Annotated in this window: 18 protein-coding genes and 1 tRNA gene; 8 read left to right on the top strand and 11 right to left on the bottom strand. The window is 65.8% G+C overall.

Annotation, left to right across the window (positions count from 1 at the left end; all coding sequences use genetic code 11):
• Nucleotides 1-74: 74 nt before the first annotated feature.
• The 9 genes from ACQU6B_RS11725 to ACQU6B_RS11765 all read right to left on the bottom strand — a co-directional run bounded on the left by ACQU6B_RS11725 (nucleotide 75) and on the right by ACQU6B_RS11765 (nucleotide 5,246).
• Nucleotides 75-485 (bottom strand): hypothetical protein, encoded by a 411-nt coding sequence (locus tag ACQU6B_RS11725; RefSeq protein ID WP_430867727.1) that lies wholly within the window; start codon nucleotides 483-485, stop codon nucleotides 75-77.
• Nucleotides 486-742: 257 nt separating this feature from the next.
• On the bottom strand, nucleotides 743-1,069 hold the full coding sequence (locus ACQU6B_RS11730; protein WP_430867728.1) for a WXG100 family type VII secretion target: 327 nt from the start codon (nucleotides 1,067-1,069) through the stop codon (nucleotides 743-745).
• Between the two features lie 262 nt (nucleotides 1,070-1,331).
• Nucleotides 1,332-1,709 carry a 50S ribosomal protein L7/L12 gene (gene rplL, locus ACQU6B_RS11735; protein WP_430867729.1) on the bottom strand — a complete coding sequence of 126 codons (378 nt, stop codon included), beginning with the start codon at nucleotides 1,707-1,709 and terminating at the stop codon, nucleotides 1,332-1,334.
• Between the two features lie 57 nt (nucleotides 1,710-1,766).
• Complete coding sequence (gene rplJ, locus ACQU6B_RS11740; protein ID WP_430867730.1) at nucleotides 1,767-2,288, bottom strand: 50S ribosomal protein L10; 522 nt, start codon at nucleotides 2,286-2,288, stop codon at nucleotides 1,767-1,769.
• Nucleotides 2,289-2,709: 421 nt separating this feature from the next.
• Nucleotides 2,710-3,411 (bottom strand): 50S ribosomal protein L1, encoded by a 702-nt coding sequence (gene rplA / locus ACQU6B_RS11745; RefSeq protein ID WP_430867731.1) that lies wholly within the window; start codon nucleotides 3,409-3,411, stop codon nucleotides 2,710-2,712.
• Between the two features lie 63 nt (nucleotides 3,412-3,474).
• Nucleotides 3,475-3,909, bottom strand: a complete 435-nt coding sequence (gene rplK / locus ACQU6B_RS11750) for a 50S ribosomal protein L11 (protein WP_430867732.1) — start codon at nucleotides 3,907-3,909, stop codon at nucleotides 3,475-3,477.
• Between the two features lie 61 nt (nucleotides 3,910-3,970).
• The gene (gene nusG / locus ACQU6B_RS11755; RefSeq protein ID WP_430867733.1) at nucleotides 3,971-4,819 is read right to left on the bottom strand and encodes a transcription termination/antitermination protein NusG; all 849 of its coding nucleotides are present in this window, start codon (nucleotides 4,817-4,819) and stop codon (nucleotides 3,971-3,973) included.
• A 30-nt stretch (nucleotides 4,820-4,849) separates the two neighbouring features.
• Complete coding sequence (gene secE, locus ACQU6B_RS11760; protein ID WP_430867734.1) at nucleotides 4,850-5,107, bottom strand: preprotein translocase subunit SecE; 258 nt, start codon at nucleotides 5,105-5,107, stop codon at nucleotides 4,850-4,852.
• A 66-nt stretch (nucleotides 5,108-5,173) separates the two neighbouring features.
• Nucleotides 5,174-5,246, bottom strand: a tRNA-Trp gene (locus ACQU6B_RS11765).
• 328 nt (nucleotides 5,247-5,574) lie between these two features.
• On the opposite strand from ACQU6B_RS11765, the gene ACQU6B_RS11770 reads away from it, so the two are divergent.
• The 8 genes from ACQU6B_RS11770 to ACQU6B_RS11805 all read left to right on the top strand — a co-directional run bounded on the left by ACQU6B_RS11770 (nucleotide 5,575) and on the right by ACQU6B_RS11805 (nucleotide 14,789).
• On the top strand, nucleotides 5,575-6,786 hold the full coding sequence (locus ACQU6B_RS11770; RefSeq protein ID WP_430867735.1) for a pyridoxal phosphate-dependent aminotransferase: 1,212 nt from the start codon (nucleotides 5,575-5,577) through the stop codon (nucleotides 6,784-6,786).
• A 109-nt stretch (nucleotides 6,787-6,895) separates the two neighbouring features.
• Nucleotides 6,896-7,306: a hypothetical protein gene (locus ACQU6B_RS11775; protein ID WP_430867736.1), complete on the top strand. Its 411-nt coding sequence runs from the start codon at nucleotides 6,896-6,898 to the stop codon at nucleotides 7,304-7,306.
• 12 nt (nucleotides 7,307-7,318) lie between these two features.
• A complete protein-coding gene (locus tag ACQU6B_RS11780; RefSeq protein ID WP_430867737.1) occupies nucleotides 7,319-8,275 on the top strand; it encodes an ABC transporter ATP-binding protein in 957 nt (318 codons plus the stop codon).
• Nucleotides 8,272-9,117, top strand: coding sequence for an ABC transporter permease (locus ACQU6B_RS11785; RefSeq protein WP_430867738.1), 846 nt, complete (start codon nucleotides 8,272-8,274; stop codon nucleotides 9,115-9,117). Before ACQU6B_RS11780 ends, ACQU6B_RS11785 begins: the two co-directional genes overlap by 4 nt.
• 162 nt (nucleotides 9,118-9,279) lie before the next feature.
• Nucleotides 9,280-10,659: a sensor histidine kinase gene (locus ACQU6B_RS11790; RefSeq protein WP_430867739.1), complete on the top strand. Its 1,380-nt coding sequence runs from the start codon at nucleotides 9,280-9,282 to the stop codon at nucleotides 10,657-10,659.
• Complete coding sequence (locus tag ACQU6B_RS11795; protein WP_430867740.1) at nucleotides 10,656-11,357, top strand: response regulator; 702 nt, start codon at nucleotides 10,656-10,658, stop codon at nucleotides 11,355-11,357. The genes ACQU6B_RS11790 and ACQU6B_RS11795 overlap by 4 nt, the downstream gene beginning before the upstream one ends.
• Before the next feature lie 180 nt (nucleotides 11,358-11,537).
• The gene (locus ACQU6B_RS11800; protein WP_430867741.1) at nucleotides 11,538-12,281 is read left to right on the top strand and encodes an ABC transporter ATP-binding protein; all 744 of its coding nucleotides are present in this window, start codon (nucleotides 11,538-11,540) and stop codon (nucleotides 12,279-12,281) included.
• Nucleotides 12,282-12,284: 3 nt separating this feature from the next.
• Nucleotides 12,285-14,789: an ABC transporter permease gene (locus ACQU6B_RS11805; RefSeq protein ID WP_430867742.1), complete on the top strand. Its 2,505-nt coding sequence runs from the start codon at nucleotides 12,285-12,287 to the stop codon at nucleotides 14,787-14,789.
• 162 nt (nucleotides 14,790-14,951) lie between these two features.
• Here the strand turns inward: ACQU6B_RS11805 and ACQU6B_RS11810 are convergent, their stop codons facing one another.
• On the bottom strand, nucleotides 14,952-16,052 hold the full coding sequence (locus tag ACQU6B_RS11810; RefSeq protein WP_430867743.1) for a UDP-N-acetylmuramate dehydrogenase: 1,101 nt from the start codon (nucleotides 16,050-16,052) through the stop codon (nucleotides 14,952-14,954).
• Between the two features lie 35 nt (nucleotides 16,053-16,087).
• Nucleotides 16,088-17,455: an MFS transporter gene (locus ACQU6B_RS11815; protein ID WP_430867744.1), complete on the bottom strand. Its 1,368-nt coding sequence runs from the start codon at nucleotides 17,453-17,455 to the stop codon at nucleotides 16,088-16,090.
• Between the last annotated feature and the right edge of the window lie 128 nt (nucleotides 17,456-17,583).

Here is a 17,583-nt window from a genome sequence, read left to right on the forward strand (position 1 = left end):
AGACACCGTGGACCACGTAGCCGCATCCGATGCCAAATCATCTAGGTCTACCTCGAAACCTACGTCATCACTCATCATCGTGACCTGTGCTCTCGTGCTGAAAATGTCAGGGGGAACCGCTTCGCGAATTCTTCGTCACCAATGGTGTACCTAGCCTCAACCGCCTTCAACAGGCCCACCAACTCAGTGCCGATCTCGGGGGGTCTGGTGTAACCCAGTGCTTCGGCATCGAATGAAACTTTTGAGACGATGCCACGGGAGACAAGTGCTTCGAACCAACCGCGAGGGCTGGCGACCGTAAAAGACAACTCCAACTCATCAAAAGCGGCGCGCACTTGCTGAGTCTCTGCCTTCAAAGCATTGAGGTAGCCGATGGGGTCTTCAACCCAGACTGACTCCGTCATGGACCGCCGCGGTGGGGCGGGTTCATGCTCGACGCTCACCGCATCATCAACCTCGATGCGCTGATTGAATTCCACCATCATGGCCCGAGCCGCCGAGTCGCGAGCCCCACGGAGCTCCACTGCTAACCCAGACGCCCGAGTAAGTGAGATCCAATCGGAGTTGACCTCGATACCCTGGATGGATCCTCGTCCGAGGACGGTCGCTGTAAGCGCGCCAGCCGGTCCTACGCCAACGAACGTCCCAAAGGAAGGGTAGTTAGAGACTAACGAGTCAAGGTTCGACAGGCCCGTGGGTTCCGCGCGGCCGCCTGGAGCAAAACGTTCGATCAGCTCCGCCACTAGGTGGCCCGTCCAATATTCCTTGAGGTTGCGCGGTAGGACTCGTCCACCGCCGACACCCGAGAAGACACTCGGCCCAACACCGCGTTCATCTCGGCAAGGTTGGCTGTCCACTGTTGCTGAGCCACGGCATAAGCTGCGCGCGCATCTCCGTCCCACGAGACCTTCAAGTCGCTGACTTCGCGCTCTAGAGTTGACAGGTGTTCCTCTATGGCGCGGTTGGCGACGAATAGCGCTTGCGCCGCAGAACGCATGGCTGGCGACGATGCCGCGATGCGTCGGGTGGGAACACTTGTACGTTCACCTGAGCCGGGTGGGATTGCCATCTGCCTCCGTTCGCGCTTGAGGTGCGCGCTTCATCGATAACGTCAAACAGTGCGAAAAATGTTGTAGACAAAGGCTACACGACGGGACCGCTCAACAATCCAGCAACTCTACTGGTTTGGTGTCACGACGATGACCTTCCAGTGTCCGCCGCGTCACTGACTCCTGAGGATTTTGCCCGCTACCCGAATTGGCTCAGGAACGGCAAAGGCCGGGCCGATGCTTGCGCATCGTCCCGGCCTTCGCGTTAGCGAGAAGTCGAAACTACTTGAGCTCGACGGTGGCGCCAGCGGCCTCGAGGACCTCCTTGGCCTTCTCAGCGTCTTCCTTCTTTGCGCCTTCGAGGACGGCCTTGGGAGCGCCGTCAACGAGTGCCTTTGCTTCGCCAAGGCCGAGGCTCGTGAGTGCACGAACTTCCTTGATGACCTGGATCTTCTTGTCGCCAACAGCAGCAAGGATGACGTCGAACTCCGTCTTCTCCTCAACCTCTTCTGCAGCAGCGGCCGGAGCGGCAGCAGCGGCAACGGGGGCAGCGGCGGTGACGTCGAAGGTCTCTTCGAATGCCTTAACGAACTCCGAGAGCTCGATGAGGGTCAGTTCCTTGAACGCGTCGATCAGCTGATCGGTGGTGAGCTTAGCCATGGTGGCTTCCTTCCTAAGTCTGCGTGGATAGCAGGGTTTGTATGGGGGGTGCAGCCGTTAGGCTGCGTCTTCCTGCTTCGCACGCAGAGCGTCGAAGGTCCGTACTCCCTGAGAGAGCGGTGCCTGGAACAGGTATGCAGCGCCGAGCAGCGACGCCTTGAGGACGCCTGCCGTCTTGGCGAGCAGAACTTCACGTGACTCGAGGTCTGCGACCTTGTTGATCTCTTCGGCAGAAAGCACAACGCCGTCGAGAACTCCGCCCTTAAGGACGAGGTCGGGGTTTGCCTTGCTGAACTCCTTCAGACCCTTTGCAGCCTCCACCGGGTCACCGGTGACGAATGCAATGGCTGTGGGGCCAACGAAAAGGTCGTCGAGACCTTCTACGCCAGCGTCCCTAGCCGCGCGAGCCGCAAGAGTGTTCTTAGCAACCTTGAAGGTTGCTGAGGCGCGAATCGCGGTACGCAGCTCTGCGAGCTGCGGAACCGAGAGACCGCGGTACTCGGTGATTACAACAGCTGCGGAGTCACGGAACTGGTCCGCGAGTTCCTTGACTGCTGACACCTTGTCTGGCGTCGCCATGGTTGTCCTTCCGTTGATGCGACCGACGGTCTGGGTTCCGATCAACAAAAAAGCCCCGCGTAGGCGGGGCACATGGGCGCATCAGACTAATCTGACAAACCTGTACTCGCTCTACGCTGGCTTCCACTGTTGTGGAACTTTGCTCTGGTCGGCACCTTGCGGCACCAACACTGACGACCGGCGGTCTTTGGGCGTAGGCGATCTTACGGGGAATCCTCCCCCGGCGCAAACTGACGGCCTCGCGGGGAGTCGCCCTCCGCATCGGCCGATGCACGGGTGGGCAAAAAGAAGGGCCGGCTCCCCCTGAGGGGAACCGGCCCGGGTGACACATGCGCCTAGGGGTAGAAGGCGCGTGGGTCACGTGCTCTCTGCGCTTGGCCCGGGATCGCCGGGCAAGCGCGAGTGCGTTTGAGGTGCTGCTCTACGACTCGACCGGCTTGGCCAGTGCATCAACGAGGATGCCGGGGCCAGTGGTCGCGGAGATAGCGGCCTTGAGGATGTACTTACCCTTGGAAGCGGAGGGCTTCACGCGGACAATTTCGTCCACGATCGTCTTGTAGTTCTCCATCAGCTTCTCGTCGCCGAACGACGCCTTGCCGACCACGGTGTGGAGGTTGGCGTGCTTGTCGACGCGGAACTCGATCTTTCCGCCCTTGATGTCGGACACGGCCTTGGCCACGTCCATCGTGACGGTGCCGGTCTTGGGGTTAGGCATGAGGCCACGGGGACCAAGAACCTTACCCAAACGACCCACCTTGCCCATCAGGTCGGGGGTGGCAACAACGGAGTCGAAGTCCTGACGACCGTTCTGCACCTCCTCGATGAGCTCGTCGCCACCGACGATGTCTGCGCCTGCCGCGAGGGCGGCGTCTGCCTTGTCACCAATGGCAAAGACCAGGACCCGAGCGGTCTTGCCGGTGCCGTGCGGAAGGATGACGGTGGAGCGAACCGACTGGTCCGCGTGACGGGGGTCAACGCCGAGCTTGAAAACCGCATCGATGGTCGAGTCGGTGTTCTTGGAGGACGTCTTCTGAGCGAGGCGAAGGGCCTCGATCGGGGTGTACAGGTGGTCGCGGTCGACCAACTGAGCTGAATCTTTGTAAGCCTTGGAGCGCTTAGTCATCTGCTTATGTTTCCTTTGCAGTCGTGGTGGCGGGCCAGCGCGGCCCTCCCACTTGGGGTGAAACTACTTAACGGTGATACCCATGGAGCGGGCGGTGCCAGCAATGATCTTCGACGCAGCGTCGAGGTCGAATGCGTTGAGGTCTTCCATCTTCGTCGTAGCGATCTCGCGGACCTGTGCCTCGGTAATCGAGCCAACCTTTTCCGTGTGAGGTACGCCAGATCCCTTAGCGACGCCGGCAGCCTTCTTGATCAGCTCGGCAGCAGGAGGGGTCTTGGTGATGAAGGTGAACGAGCGGTCTTCGTAGACCGTGATCTCGACGGGAACCACATTGCCACGCTGCGACTCGGTCGCGGCGTTGTAGGCCTTGCAGAACTCCATGATGTTTACGCCGTGCTGTCCGAGGGCGGGGCCCACGGGCGGAGCGGGGTTTGCAGCGCCTGCCTGGATCTGAAGCTTGATCAGACCAGCGACTTTCTTCTTCTTTGGGGGTGCCATTTTAGGGTCCTTCTATTGCTCGTGGCGGCTGGCGCCGCCGTGGTGTTGTTCTGCCAGGAACCTAGATCTTCTGGACCTGGTTGAACGACAGTTCGACCGGAGTTTCCCGGCCGAAGATGGACACGAGGACGTGGAGCTTCTGGCTCTCCACGTTGATCTCGGAAATAGTGCCGGGGAGGGTAGCGAAGGGGCCGTCGATGACGGTGATCGCTTCGTCGACGATGAAGTCAACCTCAACGGGGATGGCCTTTGCCTGCTGGTCCTCATCGAGGGCGGCAGCAGTTTCGGGCGTCACCAGCATCGAGTAGACCTCGTCGATGGTGAGCGGGACCGGCTGGTGAGCGTGGCCCACGAAGCCTGTGACGCCGGGCGTGTTGCGAACGGTGCCCCAGGACTCGTCGCCCAGGTACATGCGAACCAGGACGTAGCCGGGCATGCGCACACGGGTGATGAGCTTGCGCTGGCCGTTCTTGATCTCGGCGACATCTTCCATCGGGACCTCGACCTGGAAGATGTAGTCCTCCATGTTGAGGCTCGCGATGCGGTGCTCGATGGCCTGCTTCACTCGCTTCTCGTGGCCCGAGTAGCTGTGGACCACGTACCAGTCGCCCTCGCGCATGCGCAGGTCGGACTTGAACTCCTCGGCGGGGTCCAGGACGGGCTCGATGGGCTCGTCGCCGACCTCGTGGACCGCTACCTCTTCGGCAGGTGCCGCGACGTCGTCGCCTGGAATCGTGTCGTCGTCGCCCTCGATCACTGCATCGACCGGGGCGTCGGCAAAGCCTGCCTCGTCGACGGGGACCTGCGGGGCGTCGTTAGCAACCGCGGCCTCTGCATCGGGGGCAGCGTCGACGTCGGCAACCAAGGCCTCAGCCTTATCGCTCGCGTCTTCAATCTTGTCGTCACTCACCGGTACACCACTTCCTCTACGCGACGGCGCTTAGCCGCCGAAAATACTCTGGGACATCCAGCCGAATGCCACATCAAAAATAAAGACCAACACCATCATGACCGCCACGAAACCGACGACGACCCAGATGTAGCGGATCAACTCTTCACGCGTAGGAGTGACAACGCGGCGCAATTCCGCGAGCACCTGGCGCACAAAAAGCACGATGGGGCCGATGATGAATCGACCCTCGCTCTTCTGGTGGCGCGGGTCGTCCTCACCGGCTTCGGTCATGGCAGATTCACTCACCAAAATGTCCTTTGCTTGATGTGGGACGTGCTTACTGAATACCGCGTGGCGAGTACCCACGCACTGCAGGGCAGGAGGGACTCGAACCCCCAACCGCCGGTTTTGGAGACCGATGCGCTACCAATTGCGCCACTGCCCTATCGGGAAAGGTTGGTTTCCCTAAGTGACCGACACTCTGATGACTGCGTTTTGGGCACAAGTCATCATGGCGAATGTCAATCACCAACTAGCAATGCTACGACCTTTCGGCGCGTAACGCGAACCCACGCCCCAATCCGCGGTGTCACCGTTCGCCATCAAGCCTGCGAACGGCTGCAGTTGGGTAGTGCATCGCCAGTCGCACCTACCTTAACGCGCTCCCCCGCGCGAAGCCGAACTCCGCCTTGTCTAGGCTCAAACCCGCAGGGAGGGCACGCGCCTGGGCCCACGTGGCGCGGCAACCCCCCGGACATGGAAGAATCACAAGCGTGACTTCCTCAAGCCCCCGCCGCGTCTCTGCCCGCCTAGGTGCCATCGCACCCTCAGCCACCCTCGCCGTAGACGCGAAGGCCAAGGCCCTCAAGGCCGCCGGCCGGCCCGTCATCGGGTTCGGGGCCGGTGAGCCCGACTTCTCCACTCCGCAGTTCATCGTCGACGCGGCCATCGCCGCCGCGAACGAGGCCAAGAACCACCGCTACACGCCCGCGTCCGGACTCCCGGAGCTGCGCCAGGCGATCGCGGACAAGACCAAGCGCGACTCCGGCTACGAGATCGACCCGGCGACCACGCTGGTCACCAACGGCGGCAAGCAGGCCGTCTTCCAGGCCTTCGCGTCCATTCTTGACCCGGGCGACGAGGTCATCCTGCCCGCGCCGTACTGGACCACGTACCCCGAGGCCATCGCGCTGACCGGAGCCACCACCGTCGAGGTCTTTGCCGGAGCCGACCAGGACTACCTCGTCACCGTCGATCAGCTCGAGGCCGCGCGCACCGACGCCACCAAGGCGCTGCTGTTCTGCTCGCCGTCAAACCCCACGGGTGCGGTCTACTCCGCGGCGCAGACCAAGGAAATTGGGGAATGGGCCCTCGAGCACGGCATCTGGGTCGTCACCGACGAGATCTACGAACACCTGGTCTATGACGACGCCACCTTCACGCCGATGCTGTCGGTAGTTCCCGACCTCGCCGACACCTGCATCGTTGTCAACGGCGTCGCCAAGACGTACGCGATGACCGGTTGGCGCGTGGGCTGGATGGTCGGCCCCACCGACGTCATCAAGGCCGCCACCAACTTCCAGAGCCACCTCACCAGCAACGTCGCGAACATCTCGCAGCGTGCCGCAATCGCCGCGCTGAACGGCGGCCTCGACGAGGTCCACGAGATGCGCACCGCCTTCGACCGCCGTCGCAAGACGATGGTGTCGATGCTCCGCGAGATCGATGGACTGGTGGTCCCCACCCCCAAGGGCGCCTTCTACGCTTACCCGTCTGTCGAGGGCCTGATCGGTCGCACCATCCGCGGCCGCAAGATCACCTCGTCGATCGACTTGGCCGCCGTCATCCTCGAAGAGGTCGAGGTCGCCGTGGTCCCGGGCGAGGCCTTCGGCCCCAGCGGCTACGCGCGTCTCAGCTACGCGCTCGGCGACGACGACCTGGTCGAGGGCGTCGGCCGTATTCAAAGCTTGCTCGCCGAGGGTTAACTCCCGTACAAATCATTCGCTAGGCGGACACCCTTCTTGTTCTTGTGGCCGATGCAGCGCCTGCGGCGTCGCGACCATACTCGTGGAATCACTATTCCACGGGAGAGAAATGAATCCTCAAAATGTCGCTAAGACGGCCACGTGCGTGCTCGGCGCCGTGGGCGCGGTCCACATCGTGGCCCTCGCCGGAGGCATCCCCTCTGAGTACCTCGGCGGCGGACGCTACCCGGACGAGACCGCGGCCCGCATCGGCGAGTTCGGAGCACTCGTCACGGTGTCGGTCTTCGGCTGGATGACTGCGGCGCGCGCACAGTGGCTATCCCGCCCGTCACCGCGCGTTGTCCGCGGATTCATGTGGGCGATGGGTGGGCTATTCGCGCTCAACACGGTGGGCAACCTCGCCGCGACCACGCTCACTGAGACGCTGATCTTCACCCCCATCACTCTGGCGCTCTCCGTCGCAGGTTTTTACCTGGCGCGGCGACCGATAACTGTGTCGATGGCCACGCCTGGCGCTTGATACCGTCGCACCATGACCGATCCCGCGATCACTATCCGCGACCTGCGCAAGACCTACGGGGGCCTCAACGCCGTCGACGGCCTTGACCTCACCATCGAGACCGGCGAGATCTTCGCCATTCTCGGACCCAACGGGGCAGGCAAATCCACCACAGTTGAGATCCTCGAGGGGTTCCGCAAGCGCACGTCCGGCGAGGCCACCGTGTTGGGCATCGACCCGGCGCACCCCACCCGCGAGTGGCGCGAGCGCCTCGGCATCATGCTGCAGTCGACCTCGACCAACACCCCGCTCACGGTGCGCGAAGCCGTCACCCACCAGAGCCACCTCTTCCCCAACCCTCGCGACGTCGAGGAGACCATCGCCGCGGTGGGACTCGAGGAGAAGGCCACCGCCCGCTCCACGACGCTGTCGGGTGGCCAGCGCCGCCGCCTGGACGTCGCCCTCGCGGTGGTGGGCCGACCCGACCTGGTGTTCCTCGACGAGCCCACCACCGGATTCGACCCCGAAGCTCGCCGCCAGTTCTGGCACCTGATCGAGTCCCTCAAGGACGGCGGCACCACCATCGTGCTCACCACCCATTACCTAGACGAGGCCGAGTACCTCGCGGACCGACTCGCCGTCATCTCGCGCGGCAGGCTGGTCGCGCTCGACACCCCGGCCGGTCTGCGTTCCCGCGCGGCCGATGCAGTGGTCGCCTGGAGCGAGCCCGGCGCCGACGGCGTGGCCAAGCCCCGCACCCAGATCACCAAGACCCCCTCTGCCACGCTCCGCGACCTGCTCGCGTCGCACAACGGCGAGATCAACGACCTCGAGATCCGTCGCCCGTCGCTAGAGGACGTATACCTGGACCTCATCGGCCGCGACGCGGAGGGTTCCGGCTACGCCGGCGACTCGCTGCGCGGCGCAGACGCGGTGGCCATCGGAACTACCCCCAAGGGCCCGACCACCGGAACGGAGGACGCATCGTGACCTCGCCTACGGCATCGGCCGCCACCGCCCCGTCCACCTACCGCCGCCCCACCTTCGCGTACCTAGTGTGGGAACGGGCAGTACTGGAGACCAAGGAGTTCAGCCGCTCGCGCGAGCAGGTGATCTTCATCTTCGCGTTCCCCATCCTGCTGCTGGTCCTGTTCGCGTCCATTATGGGCGACGGCGAGGTGGGCGACGGCGTGGACTTCAGCCAGTACTTCCTGGCCGGAATGATCGCGTCGGGCATCATGAACACCGGGTTCCAGTCGCTGGGCATCTCGCTCGCGATCGACCGCGACGACGACGTCCTCAAGCGCATCCACGGCAGCCCGCTGCCCGCGTCGGCCTTCTTCATGGGCAAGATCGTCCACGTGGTGATGGTGTCGATCGTCCAGATCGCGCTGCTGTTGCTGGTGGGTGGCCTGGTCTACGACATCCCCATCCCCACCGCCGCCAGTAACTGGATCACGTTTACCTGGGTGTTCCTGCTGGGAACCGCGGCGTCCACCGTGCTGGGCATCGCGTTCAGCTCGCTCGCCCGCCGCGGCCGCTCCGCCCCCGCAGTGCTCACGCCCATCGTCCTGTCACTGCAGTTCATCTCCGGCGTGTTCTTTGTCTTCACGCAGCTGCCTACGTGGCTCCAGCACATCGCGGAGATCTTCCCTCTGAAGTGGCTCGCCCAGGGCATGCGGTCCGTGTTCCTGCCGGAGAGCTTCGCAGCCCAGGAGGCCGCCGGAAGTTGGCAGCACCCCGCGACGGCGATCGTGCTGAGCATCTGGTTCGTCGTCGGCCTCGTCGTCACGATCAAGACCTTCCGCTGGCAGCGTCCTGGCGACCGGTAGGCATCCGCTCCGAATCACCTAGGCAGACTCCGCCTGGAGCGCCCCAGCACCGTTTGCGCGACAACCTTCTCCACCTGAATTCCACGGGATGAACGTCTCCAGCCGGGCGCATCGTTCGTGTGGCCGATGCCGGGAGCGCCCGCCTGTCCTACTCTTGGGGACGTGAGAGTAAAGATGCCCCGCGCGGGCGACGCGCTGATCGCGGTCGGCCTGTTTTCGATCGGGCTGATCGGCCTATACGCGCTGGAGTACAGCTCCGATTCCAGGCCGCCAGTGCCCGCGAGTGCCATCGTGCTGATCGCGCTGATGACCCTTCCGCTCGCGTGGCGCCACCGTGCACCGCGCACCATCCTGTGGGTGGCGATCGGGGCGTGGATGATCTTTGTCGCCTCGGGCCACCCGAATGGGGCGAGCATCCTCGGTCTGGTGGTCGCGCTCTACGGCGTGGGCCTGTACTTACCGCGGCGCTCCGCCCTCGCCCACGGCGTCGGCGCGATCGTGGTCGTCGCCGGCTGGACTGCGGTGGGGGTGATGACTAGCGACGAGGTGCATCTCGCCGCCGTCGCCTCGACGCTCGTTGCGCTGGTCATCGCGCTCGGCATCGGCCTGTCCGACAACCGCCGCCACTCCCGTCTGACCGAACTCGAAATCGCCCACACCCGACAGGAGCAGGCGAGGAAGAACGCTGCGGCCGATGCGGTGCGGGCCGAGCGCGCACGTATCGCCCGGGAACTCCACGACGTCGTCGCGCACGAGGTCACGGTCATGACGCTGCAGGCCGAGGGCGCCGCACGACTCGCCAAGGACGGCGACCCGCGCGTGGTCGAGGCGCTGCAGACCATCAGCGAGTCGGGCCGAACCGGGCTGCTGGAGATGCAGCGCATGATCGGCGTGCTCCGCGCGTCCGAGGCTGATGCCGTCGACGGCGCGGCCCAGGAACCCGCCCGAGGGGCGGCGGGGCTCGAACCCGCTACCCCGCCCGGCTCTCGCCCCCAGCGCGTTGGGGCAGCGAACGGTGGCCTGACCGCGACTTCGGAAACCGCGAGCGAACGAGACTCCGCCGTCAACCGTGCCGCGTTCGACCTCCTCCCGATGCCGTCCCTCGCTGCCCTGCCCGACCTGGTCCAACAGGTCGAGGATGCGGGCCTGCCCGTGTCCCTCGAGGTATCCGGCTCCGCCCACGTGCCCGCCGGCGTCGAGCTCAGCGCCTTCCGGATAGTGCAGGAGTCGCTGACCAACGCGATGAAGCACGCGGGACCCGGCGCCAACGCCAGCGTGACCGTGGTGCGCGAGTCCAAAGCCGTCACCGTCACCGTCGAGGACGACGGGCGCGGGGTGATCTCGGAGGCGATGCACTCCGGAGGTCACGGCATCGACGGAATGCGTGAGCGCATCGCGGCTCTGGGCGGTGTCCTGGAGGTGGGGCCCCGCTCGGGAGGCGGCTACCGCGTCCACGCCGTGCTGCCCTCGGGCGACGACCAGGTGCACACCACACGACCGCGCCCCGGTACGGCGCCCGCGCGCCAGGAGGCAACTGAATGATTCGCGTAGGACTCGTCGACGACCAGGCCATGGTCCGGGTTGGGCTCAAGATGATCCTGGAGTCCGAGGCAGACATCGAGGTGTGCGGGGAGGCCGCCGACGGCTCCGAGGCAGTCGCGCTCGTCGCCCAGTCGCGGCCCGAGGTAGTGCTGATGGACATCCGCATGCCCGGGATGGACGGGCTCACCGCGACCCGTGCGGTTCTCGCCGCCCACCCCGACGTGCGAGTAGTCATCCTCACCACGTTCGACGACGACGAGTACGTGTACGAGGCGCTGCGCGCCGGCGCCTCGGGATTTCTCCTCAAGAGCGCGGACGGAGACACCTTGGTCAACGCCGTGCGCATCGTCGCCGCCGGCGAGGCCTTGCTGGCGCCCGAGGTCACGCGACGAGTGATCGAGAAGTTCGCGGCCGGCTTCTCGCTCCCCGGCTCCGCCGGCGCCGCAGCGCCGGGAGAGGACCCCGACGCCCACGTGCCGACCGCTGAGGCGATAGGCGACCTCTCGGAGCGAGAGGTCGAGGTGCTGCTGCTCATGGCCCGGGGGTTCTCCAATCAGGAGATCGCGAGCGAACTGTTCGTGTCCAACACCACCGTCAAGACCCACGTGAGCCACATCCTGACCAAGCTCGGGGTGCGAGACCGCGTCCAGGCGGTCGTCGAGGCGTATAACTCGGGCATCGTCATCCCCCGCCCCTAGGAGGAATCACGCCCCCTCGCCCCGACGGGCACTCCCCCATGCCCGCGCCGGCAGAAACCGTACTTTTGGCCGATGGCGCGCGCGAGGGTTCTTCGCGAGACTAGACACGGACAACCGATGGACTGCAGGCACTTCGCGCCGCTCTGGCGCCGCCGATATCACCCGCGAAAGGCACTTCCCATGACCTCCACTGACACGACTACGCTCGCCGCGTCGATGCGCAACGGCTACAAGGACTACGGATTCGGCGACACCGCTGTGCGCGCGCTCGACGGCGTGAGCGTCGACATCGCGCGCAGCGAATTCACCGCGATCATGGGCCCCTCCGGTTCCGGCAAGTCGACCCTGCTGCACACCCTCGCCGGCCTGGACCGCCTCACCGCGGGCGAGTCCTCCATCTCGGAGATCGTCATCACCAGCCTCACGGAGGCGCAGGTCACGGAGGTCCGCCGCAACAACATTGGCTTCGTGTTCCAGTCCTTCAACCTCATCCCCTCGCTCACGGCCAAGGAGAACATCACCCTGCCGATCGACATCGCGGGAGCCAAGCCGGACCCGGTGTGGTTCGACGAGATCATCGGCATCCTGGGGCTTGCCGACCGCCTGACCCACCTGCCCGCCGAGCTCTCGGGCGGCCAGCAGCAGCGTGTGGCAGTTGCGCGCGCCCTCGTGTCCCGCCCGGAGATTATCTTCGCCGACGAGCCCTCCGGAAACCTCGACTCGCGCTCCGGCGCCGAGCTGCTTGGCTTCATGCGCCGCGCGGTGAAGGAGTTCGGCCAGACCATCGTGATGGTCACGCACGACCCGACCGCCGCATCGTACGCCGACCGGATCCTATTTCTCGAAGACGGCAAGTTCGTCGACGAGATGCGCGACCCCACGTCGGAAAAGGTGCTGGACCGCATGAAGCAGATGGGGCACTAATCCATGTTCCGTCTCGCACTAAAGTCACTTAAACACAGCCCCAAGCGGCTGATCCTCACCGCAGTCGCGGTCGCGCTGGGCGTCTCGCTCGTCGCCGCCACGCAGATCTTCACCAACTCGCTGTCGTCCGGGTTCTCCAACCTGTTCTCCTCGGCGTACTCGAGCATCGACGTGGTGGTCGAGGCCGACCCGAACTCCGATGTGCTCGTCCCCTTGGACGAGCAGCCCCTCAGCGACGCCGACCTCGAGGCCATCGAGGCCACTGACGGCGTCGCGCAGGCCTTCGGGGTCGTCACAGGTCAGGGCGCTCTCGTCAGCGCCGATGCCACGGCGAGCCAGCCCGGCCCCCCCACGTTCGTGCAGAACTGGAACGCCAACGCCGACATCGACGGCGGCGCGGTCCTCACCGGCTCCGCTCCGACCCAGCCAGGCGAGGTGGTGCTCGACTCGGCCACCTTCGACTCCGGCTACGCGCTCGGCGACGACGTCACCATCGCCGGAGAGAACGGCGCGTCCGACTACACCGTGGTGGGATCCGTCGAACTCGAGGGCGGCATCTCGTTTGGCGCGAAGTTCGTCTGGATGAGCACCGACGACGTCCACGCGTTCAACGGCGACGTTCCCGGCTACGAGACCATCAACGTGTTCGCCGCCGAGGGCGCCGACCCCGCTGCGGTCGCGACCGCCATCGGGGAGGAGCTTCCCGACGGCACCCGCGCCATCTCTGGCGAGGACAAGGCGGCGGAGTCCGTCGACGCCCTCAACAGCGTGCTGCAGTACGTCGACATCTTCGCCATCGCGTTCGCGCTCATCTCACTGTTCGTTGGCGCTTACATCATCGTCAACACGTTCCGCATCATCGTGACTCAGCGCACCCGCGAGTTTGGCTTGCTGCGCGCCGTGGGAGTCACCGGCAAACAGGTGCGCCGCATGATCCTGATGGAGGCGCTGGTGGTGGCGCTGGTCGCCTCGACCATCGGCCTGGTGCTTGGCTACCTGCTCGCGCTGGCCATCACCGGGATTACCAAGCTGTTCGTCGGCGACATCTTTGGCGTCCTGACGCTGCCGCCCGACGCCATCGCGTGGGCGTACGGCCTGGGCATCCTTGTGACGCTCGCGTCCGCCCTGGCACCCGCGATTCACGCCTCGCGCATCTCCCCCATGGAGGCGCTGCGCGAGTCCGCGACGGAGTCAAAGAAGCCGTTGCGTACCCGCAACATCGTCGGTACGGCCATGTCAGTGGTGGCGCTTGGCGCGATCTTCCTTGGCCTGTACGGCGACTTCGACCGGCCCTACATCTACGTGGGCGCGGGCGCGGTGCTGCTCGTGCTGGGCATCACGCTCCTGGCCGCGCAGTTGCTCGTGCCAATCGCCTACGGGCTGCGCGGTGTGCTCACCAGCATGTTCAAGGTGGATGGCAAGCTCGCGGCGAACAACATCCGTCGCGAGCCGCGTCGCAGCGCGAACACCGCTGCAGCGCTGATGATCGGAGTCATGCTGCTCGCGCTCGTGGCGACGTTCACCGAGTCGCTCAAGTCAGTCGTGACCGCGCAGTTCGACGCCACGTCGGCCGACTACTTCGCCATCGATACCGCTGGGACCGGAATCCCCGTGGGAGCGATCGACCTGATCTCCGGCACCGATGGTGTGGACCAGGTCGCTCGTGTCGGGATCGGCGAGGTCCAATACGACGGCACCTCGAGCTCGCTCGCGGTAATCGACGTGGACGCCTCGAGCGACCTGATCTCGTTCGAGACCGAGCCCGCCATCACCGAGGTGGGCGGCGGCACCTACATCAGCGTCGCCATCCAGGACCTCGGCGTCGGGGTGGGCGACACCGTCACCCTCACCGGCAGCGGCTCTTCGCAGGACCTCGAGGTCACCGGGCTCTTCAACGACGAGAACGGCGGCGACTTCAACGTCGACTGGGCCACGGGAGAGGAGCTGCTGGGCGACGTACCTGTCTCCCAGCTGCTGATCTCGGCTGACCCGGGCGCCGACATCGAGGGGCTGCAGAGCACCCTCGAGGAGGAGCTCGCGACCGACTACCCGACGGTGCTGCTGCAGTCGCCCGACCAGTTGGCGCAGTTCGCCAACCAGTTCATCGACCTGCTGCTCGGCATCATCTCCGCGCTGCTCGGCTCGGCACTCGTGATCGCGATCCTGGGCGTGGCCAACACGCTGCTGCTGTCGGTCACCGAGCGCACCCGCGAGATCGGCCTCCTGAGGGCGGTCGGCCTGCGCCGGCGGTCTGTATGGAGGATGATCACGCTGGAGTCGATGGTGATGGCCATCTTCGGCGCGATACTCGGGATGATCCTGGGAGTGGGGCTCGGCGCCGCGTTGGTGCTCGCGCTTCAGGACCTGGGCTTCGACGGCGTCACGGTGCCGTGGTTCTGGCTCGTGATCTACACGGTCCTGGCCGCGATCGCCGGAGTGGTCGCAGCGATCTGGCCGGCCTGGCGAGCATCCAAGCTGGACATCCTGCAGGCGATCGCCACCGAGTAGTCCGCGTTTGTCACGACGGCCCTCATCCCTCGCGGGGTGGGGGCCGTTCTGCTTACTACGTCCGCACCGTAAATCGACACTGTTCGAGCGGGCTTACGCACGAGCGCGAATGCGCGAGGGCGTTTTACGGTGCGGACGTAGACGCGGGTGGCGCTGAGCTGGTTAGAGGTCGACGCCGAGCGTGACCGGCTCGGGCACCAGGTTCACGCCAAACGCGTCGCGCACGCCCTGCCTGATGGCCCGCGCGAGCGCCACGACGTCCGCCGCGCTGGCGTTGCCTCGGTTGGTCAGCGCCAGGGTGTGCTTGGTCGACAGGCTGGCCCCGGCATGGTCCGCGAGCGCGAAGCCCCTGCCATAGCCGGCGTTCTCGATCAGCCACGCCGCGCTGGCCTTGATGGACCCCTCGGGGTGGGCGTCGCCCGCCGGGTAGCGCGGGGCGTCGGCTGGCAGCGCCGCCGCTGCGGCCGCATTCAGTATGGGGTTAGTGAAGAACGAGCCCGCGCTCCACGTGTCGAAGTCGTCACTGTCCAGCACCATGCCCTTGGACCCTCGCAGCTCCAGCACCGCGGTGCGCACGTCGACCATCGGCGCGCGCTGGCCCAGCTCGATCCCGAGTGCCTGAGCGAGCTGCGCGTACCGGATCGGGGAAGACAGCGTCCCGAAGCGCATCTGGAACGTCACGTCCAGGACCACGTACCTGGGAGTGGGGTGCCACAGGTGGCCGTCGGGGCCCAGTCCGCGCATGGTGCGCTTCAGCAGCGAGTCGCGGTAGCCAAACTCGCAGTCCACCCGCGCGAGCGAACGCACACGATTCTCGTGGCGGTCCCACGTACGCACCAGCGCGGTCCAGTCCGCGACCTCCGCGCCGTACGCGCCCACGTTCTGTACCGGCGTCGCGCCCGTGGAGCCGGGAATCCCCGACAGTGCCTCGAGACCAACCCAGCCCTCCTCGACCGCGCGCGCCACCACGTCGTCCCAGGGCATGCCCGCGCTGACGGTGATGGAGACCCCGCCGCACGCGCCGTCGTCCTGGATGCTCAGGTCGTGGCGGTCGTCGCGCACCACCGTGCCGCAAAAGCCGTCGTCCGACACCAGAATGTTCGAGCCGCCGCCCAGGACCAAGAGCGGCGTCTGGGTGGCGTCCGCGGTCCGTACCGCGTCGATGAACTCGGACTCCGAGTTCGCGTCGACGAGCGCGCCCGCGGCGCCGCCCACCCGCAGTGTGGTGAGGTCCGCCAGTTGGGTCGTCGCGCGTTGAGTCATGGCGCAAGCGTATCCGGCGCCGATGCCGCGGCTGGCTAGGATCGGGTCGTCGAGTCTCCGCGTGGCCGGCCGACGCTCGGCTCCCGTGGCTCCCAGTCGCCCGTGACTCCGACCCCGGTAGCGGCCTCGTCGCTGTGAAGCACCGCGGAACCGACGCTCCGTTCCATCGCGCGCCGACTGCGGAACAGTTTCCCGTCCCGGCGGACGGCACGCGCGAGCACAAAGGTAGTCGCAGCGGCGAGTATCACCAGCAGCATCGCCTCACGCAGGGGTACCCAGCCCGCGAGGTGGCCGATGGCCTGCGGCACCAGCAGCCCAGACACGGTAGAGAAGGACGCGACGGCGGCTACGGCGGCCGCGGCGCGTTTGGGCTCGTCCGCGGCGGCGCTGAAGGCGATGGGCACACCGAGCGCGCACCCCACGCCCCAGAACAGCGCGGCCACGGGCACCAGCCAGAACACGGGCGTGAACGCGAACAGCAACACCCCGATCGTGATGGAGACTGCGGCGGTGCGCAGGGACACCACCCGTCCCAGGCGCCCGATGATGGGCGCGCCCAGCCAGCGGACGGTCACCATGGAGATGACGAACGTCCAGTACATCAGGTCGCCCATCGACTCCGGCTTGCCGAAGTCGTCGACTACCGCGAGCGCCATCCACTGCGCGGCCGTCATCTCCGCCATCGACGCGGCGAACACGATCACGCCGATCAGCACGATGCGCTTGTTCTTGTATTCGGCCTTGGCGGTGGCAAATGGTCCGCCGAGTGCGGCGGGCGGGGCATCGGGATCCGGCACGCCGTTGATCGCGGCCATGCCCGCCACACTGATGCGCACCGCCGTGATGGCCAGCATCACTACGGTGAAGTGCCACTGCACCGGCACGCCCAGGTGGGACATGATCGCACCGAGCGCGAGTCCGAGCGCCATCCCGACGGAGAATCCGGCGTGGAACTGCGACATCACGGGCTTGCCCATGTGCCGCTCAACCTCCGCGGCCTCGGTGTTCATCGCGACGTTGGTGAACGCGAAGCTGAAGCTCACCAGGAAGAAGCCGGCCGCGAAGAGCACCTTCGAGCCCTCGGCCGGGCCAAACGCCTCGCCCAGCATGCCGAGCATCCCGACCATGCTCGACCACAGCAGCAGCGCGCGGGTTCCCCACTTCGCGGCCGCCCAGCCGGTCACCAGCAGTCCGGCGAGCGCGCCCACGGCGCCAAAGATGATCAGGTTGGCGAGCCCGCTGGCGTCCACGTCCAGCAGGTCGCGGATGGTCGGCACCCGCGACAGGAACGTCGACAACACCATGCCCATGAGCGCGAACGTCAACAGCACCCCGACGCGTGCCTGGCGGACGCGACTCGTAGACGGTGCTGAGGTGGGCGCGAACCCGAGTGTGAGAGCCATGTTTCCTGTTCCTGGAGGCCCTCCCGCTCGCACGCTCGTCAGCACAAGTGCGACGTCGGCGGTACCGCGGCGCGCCCCGTAAATCAGTGGCGCCAGGTGCCTCGTTCACCGATAGTCTAAGCGAAGCA

It is taken from the genome of Demequina aurantiaca (assembly GCF_050598105.1).
GTDB lineage: Bacteria > Actinomycetota > Actinomycetes > Actinomycetales > Demequinaceae > Demequina > Demequina aurantiaca_A.

What these genes read in the sequence shown, in the direction of transcription:
- ACQU6B_RS11780 (WP_430867737.1), top strand. Translation starts at nt 7,319, where the DNA reads ATGACCGATCCCGCGATCACTATCCGCGACCTGCGCAAGACCTACGGG.
- rplK (WP_430867732.1), bottom strand. Translation starts at nt 3,909, where the DNA reads ATGGCACCCCCAAAGAAGAAGAAAGTCGCTGGTCTGATCAAGCTTCAG.
- rplJ (WP_430867730.1), bottom strand. Translation starts at nt 2,288, where the DNA reads ATGGCGACGCCAGACAAGGTGTCAGCAGTCAAGGAACTCGCGGACCAG.
- ACQU6B_RS11730 (WP_430867728.1), bottom strand. Translation starts at nt 1,069, where the DNA reads ATGGCAATCCCACCCGGCTCAGGTGAACGTACAAGTGTTCCCACCCGA.
- rplL (WP_430867729.1), bottom strand. Translation starts at nt 1,709, where the DNA reads ATGGCTAAGCTCACCACCGATCAGCTGATCGACGCGTTCAAGGAACTG.
- ACQU6B_RS11795 (WP_430867740.1), top strand. Translation starts at nt 10,656, where the DNA reads ATGATTCGCGTAGGACTCGTCGACGACCAGGCCATGGTCCGGGTTGGG.
- ACQU6B_RS11775 (WP_430867736.1), top strand. Translation starts at nt 6,896, where the DNA reads ATGAATCCTCAAAATGTCGCTAAGACGGCCACGTGCGTGCTCGGCGCC.
- ACQU6B_RS11810 (WP_430867743.1), bottom strand. Translation starts at nt 16,052, where the DNA reads ATGACTCAACGCGCGACGACCCAACTGGCGGACCTCACCACACTGCGG.
- ACQU6B_RS11800 (WP_430867741.1), top strand. Translation starts at nt 11,538, where the DNA reads ATGACCTCCACTGACACGACTACGCTCGCCGCGTCGATGCGCAACGGC.
- ACQU6B_RS11725 (WP_430867727.1), bottom strand. Translation starts at nt 485, where the DNA reads ATGATGGTGGAATTCAATCAGCGCATCGAGGTTGATGATGCGGTGAGC.
- ACQU6B_RS11805 (WP_430867742.1), top strand. Translation starts at nt 12,285, where the DNA reads ATGTTCCGTCTCGCACTAAAGTCACTTAAACACAGCCCCAAGCGGCTG.
- rplA (WP_430867731.1), bottom strand. Translation starts at nt 3,411, where the DNA reads ATGACTAAGCGCTCCAAGGCTTACAAAGATTCAGCTCAGTTGGTCGAC.
- ACQU6B_RS11815 (WP_430867744.1), bottom strand. Translation starts at nt 17,455, where the DNA reads ATGGCTCTCACACTCGGGTTCGCGCCCACCTCAGCACCGTCTACGAGT.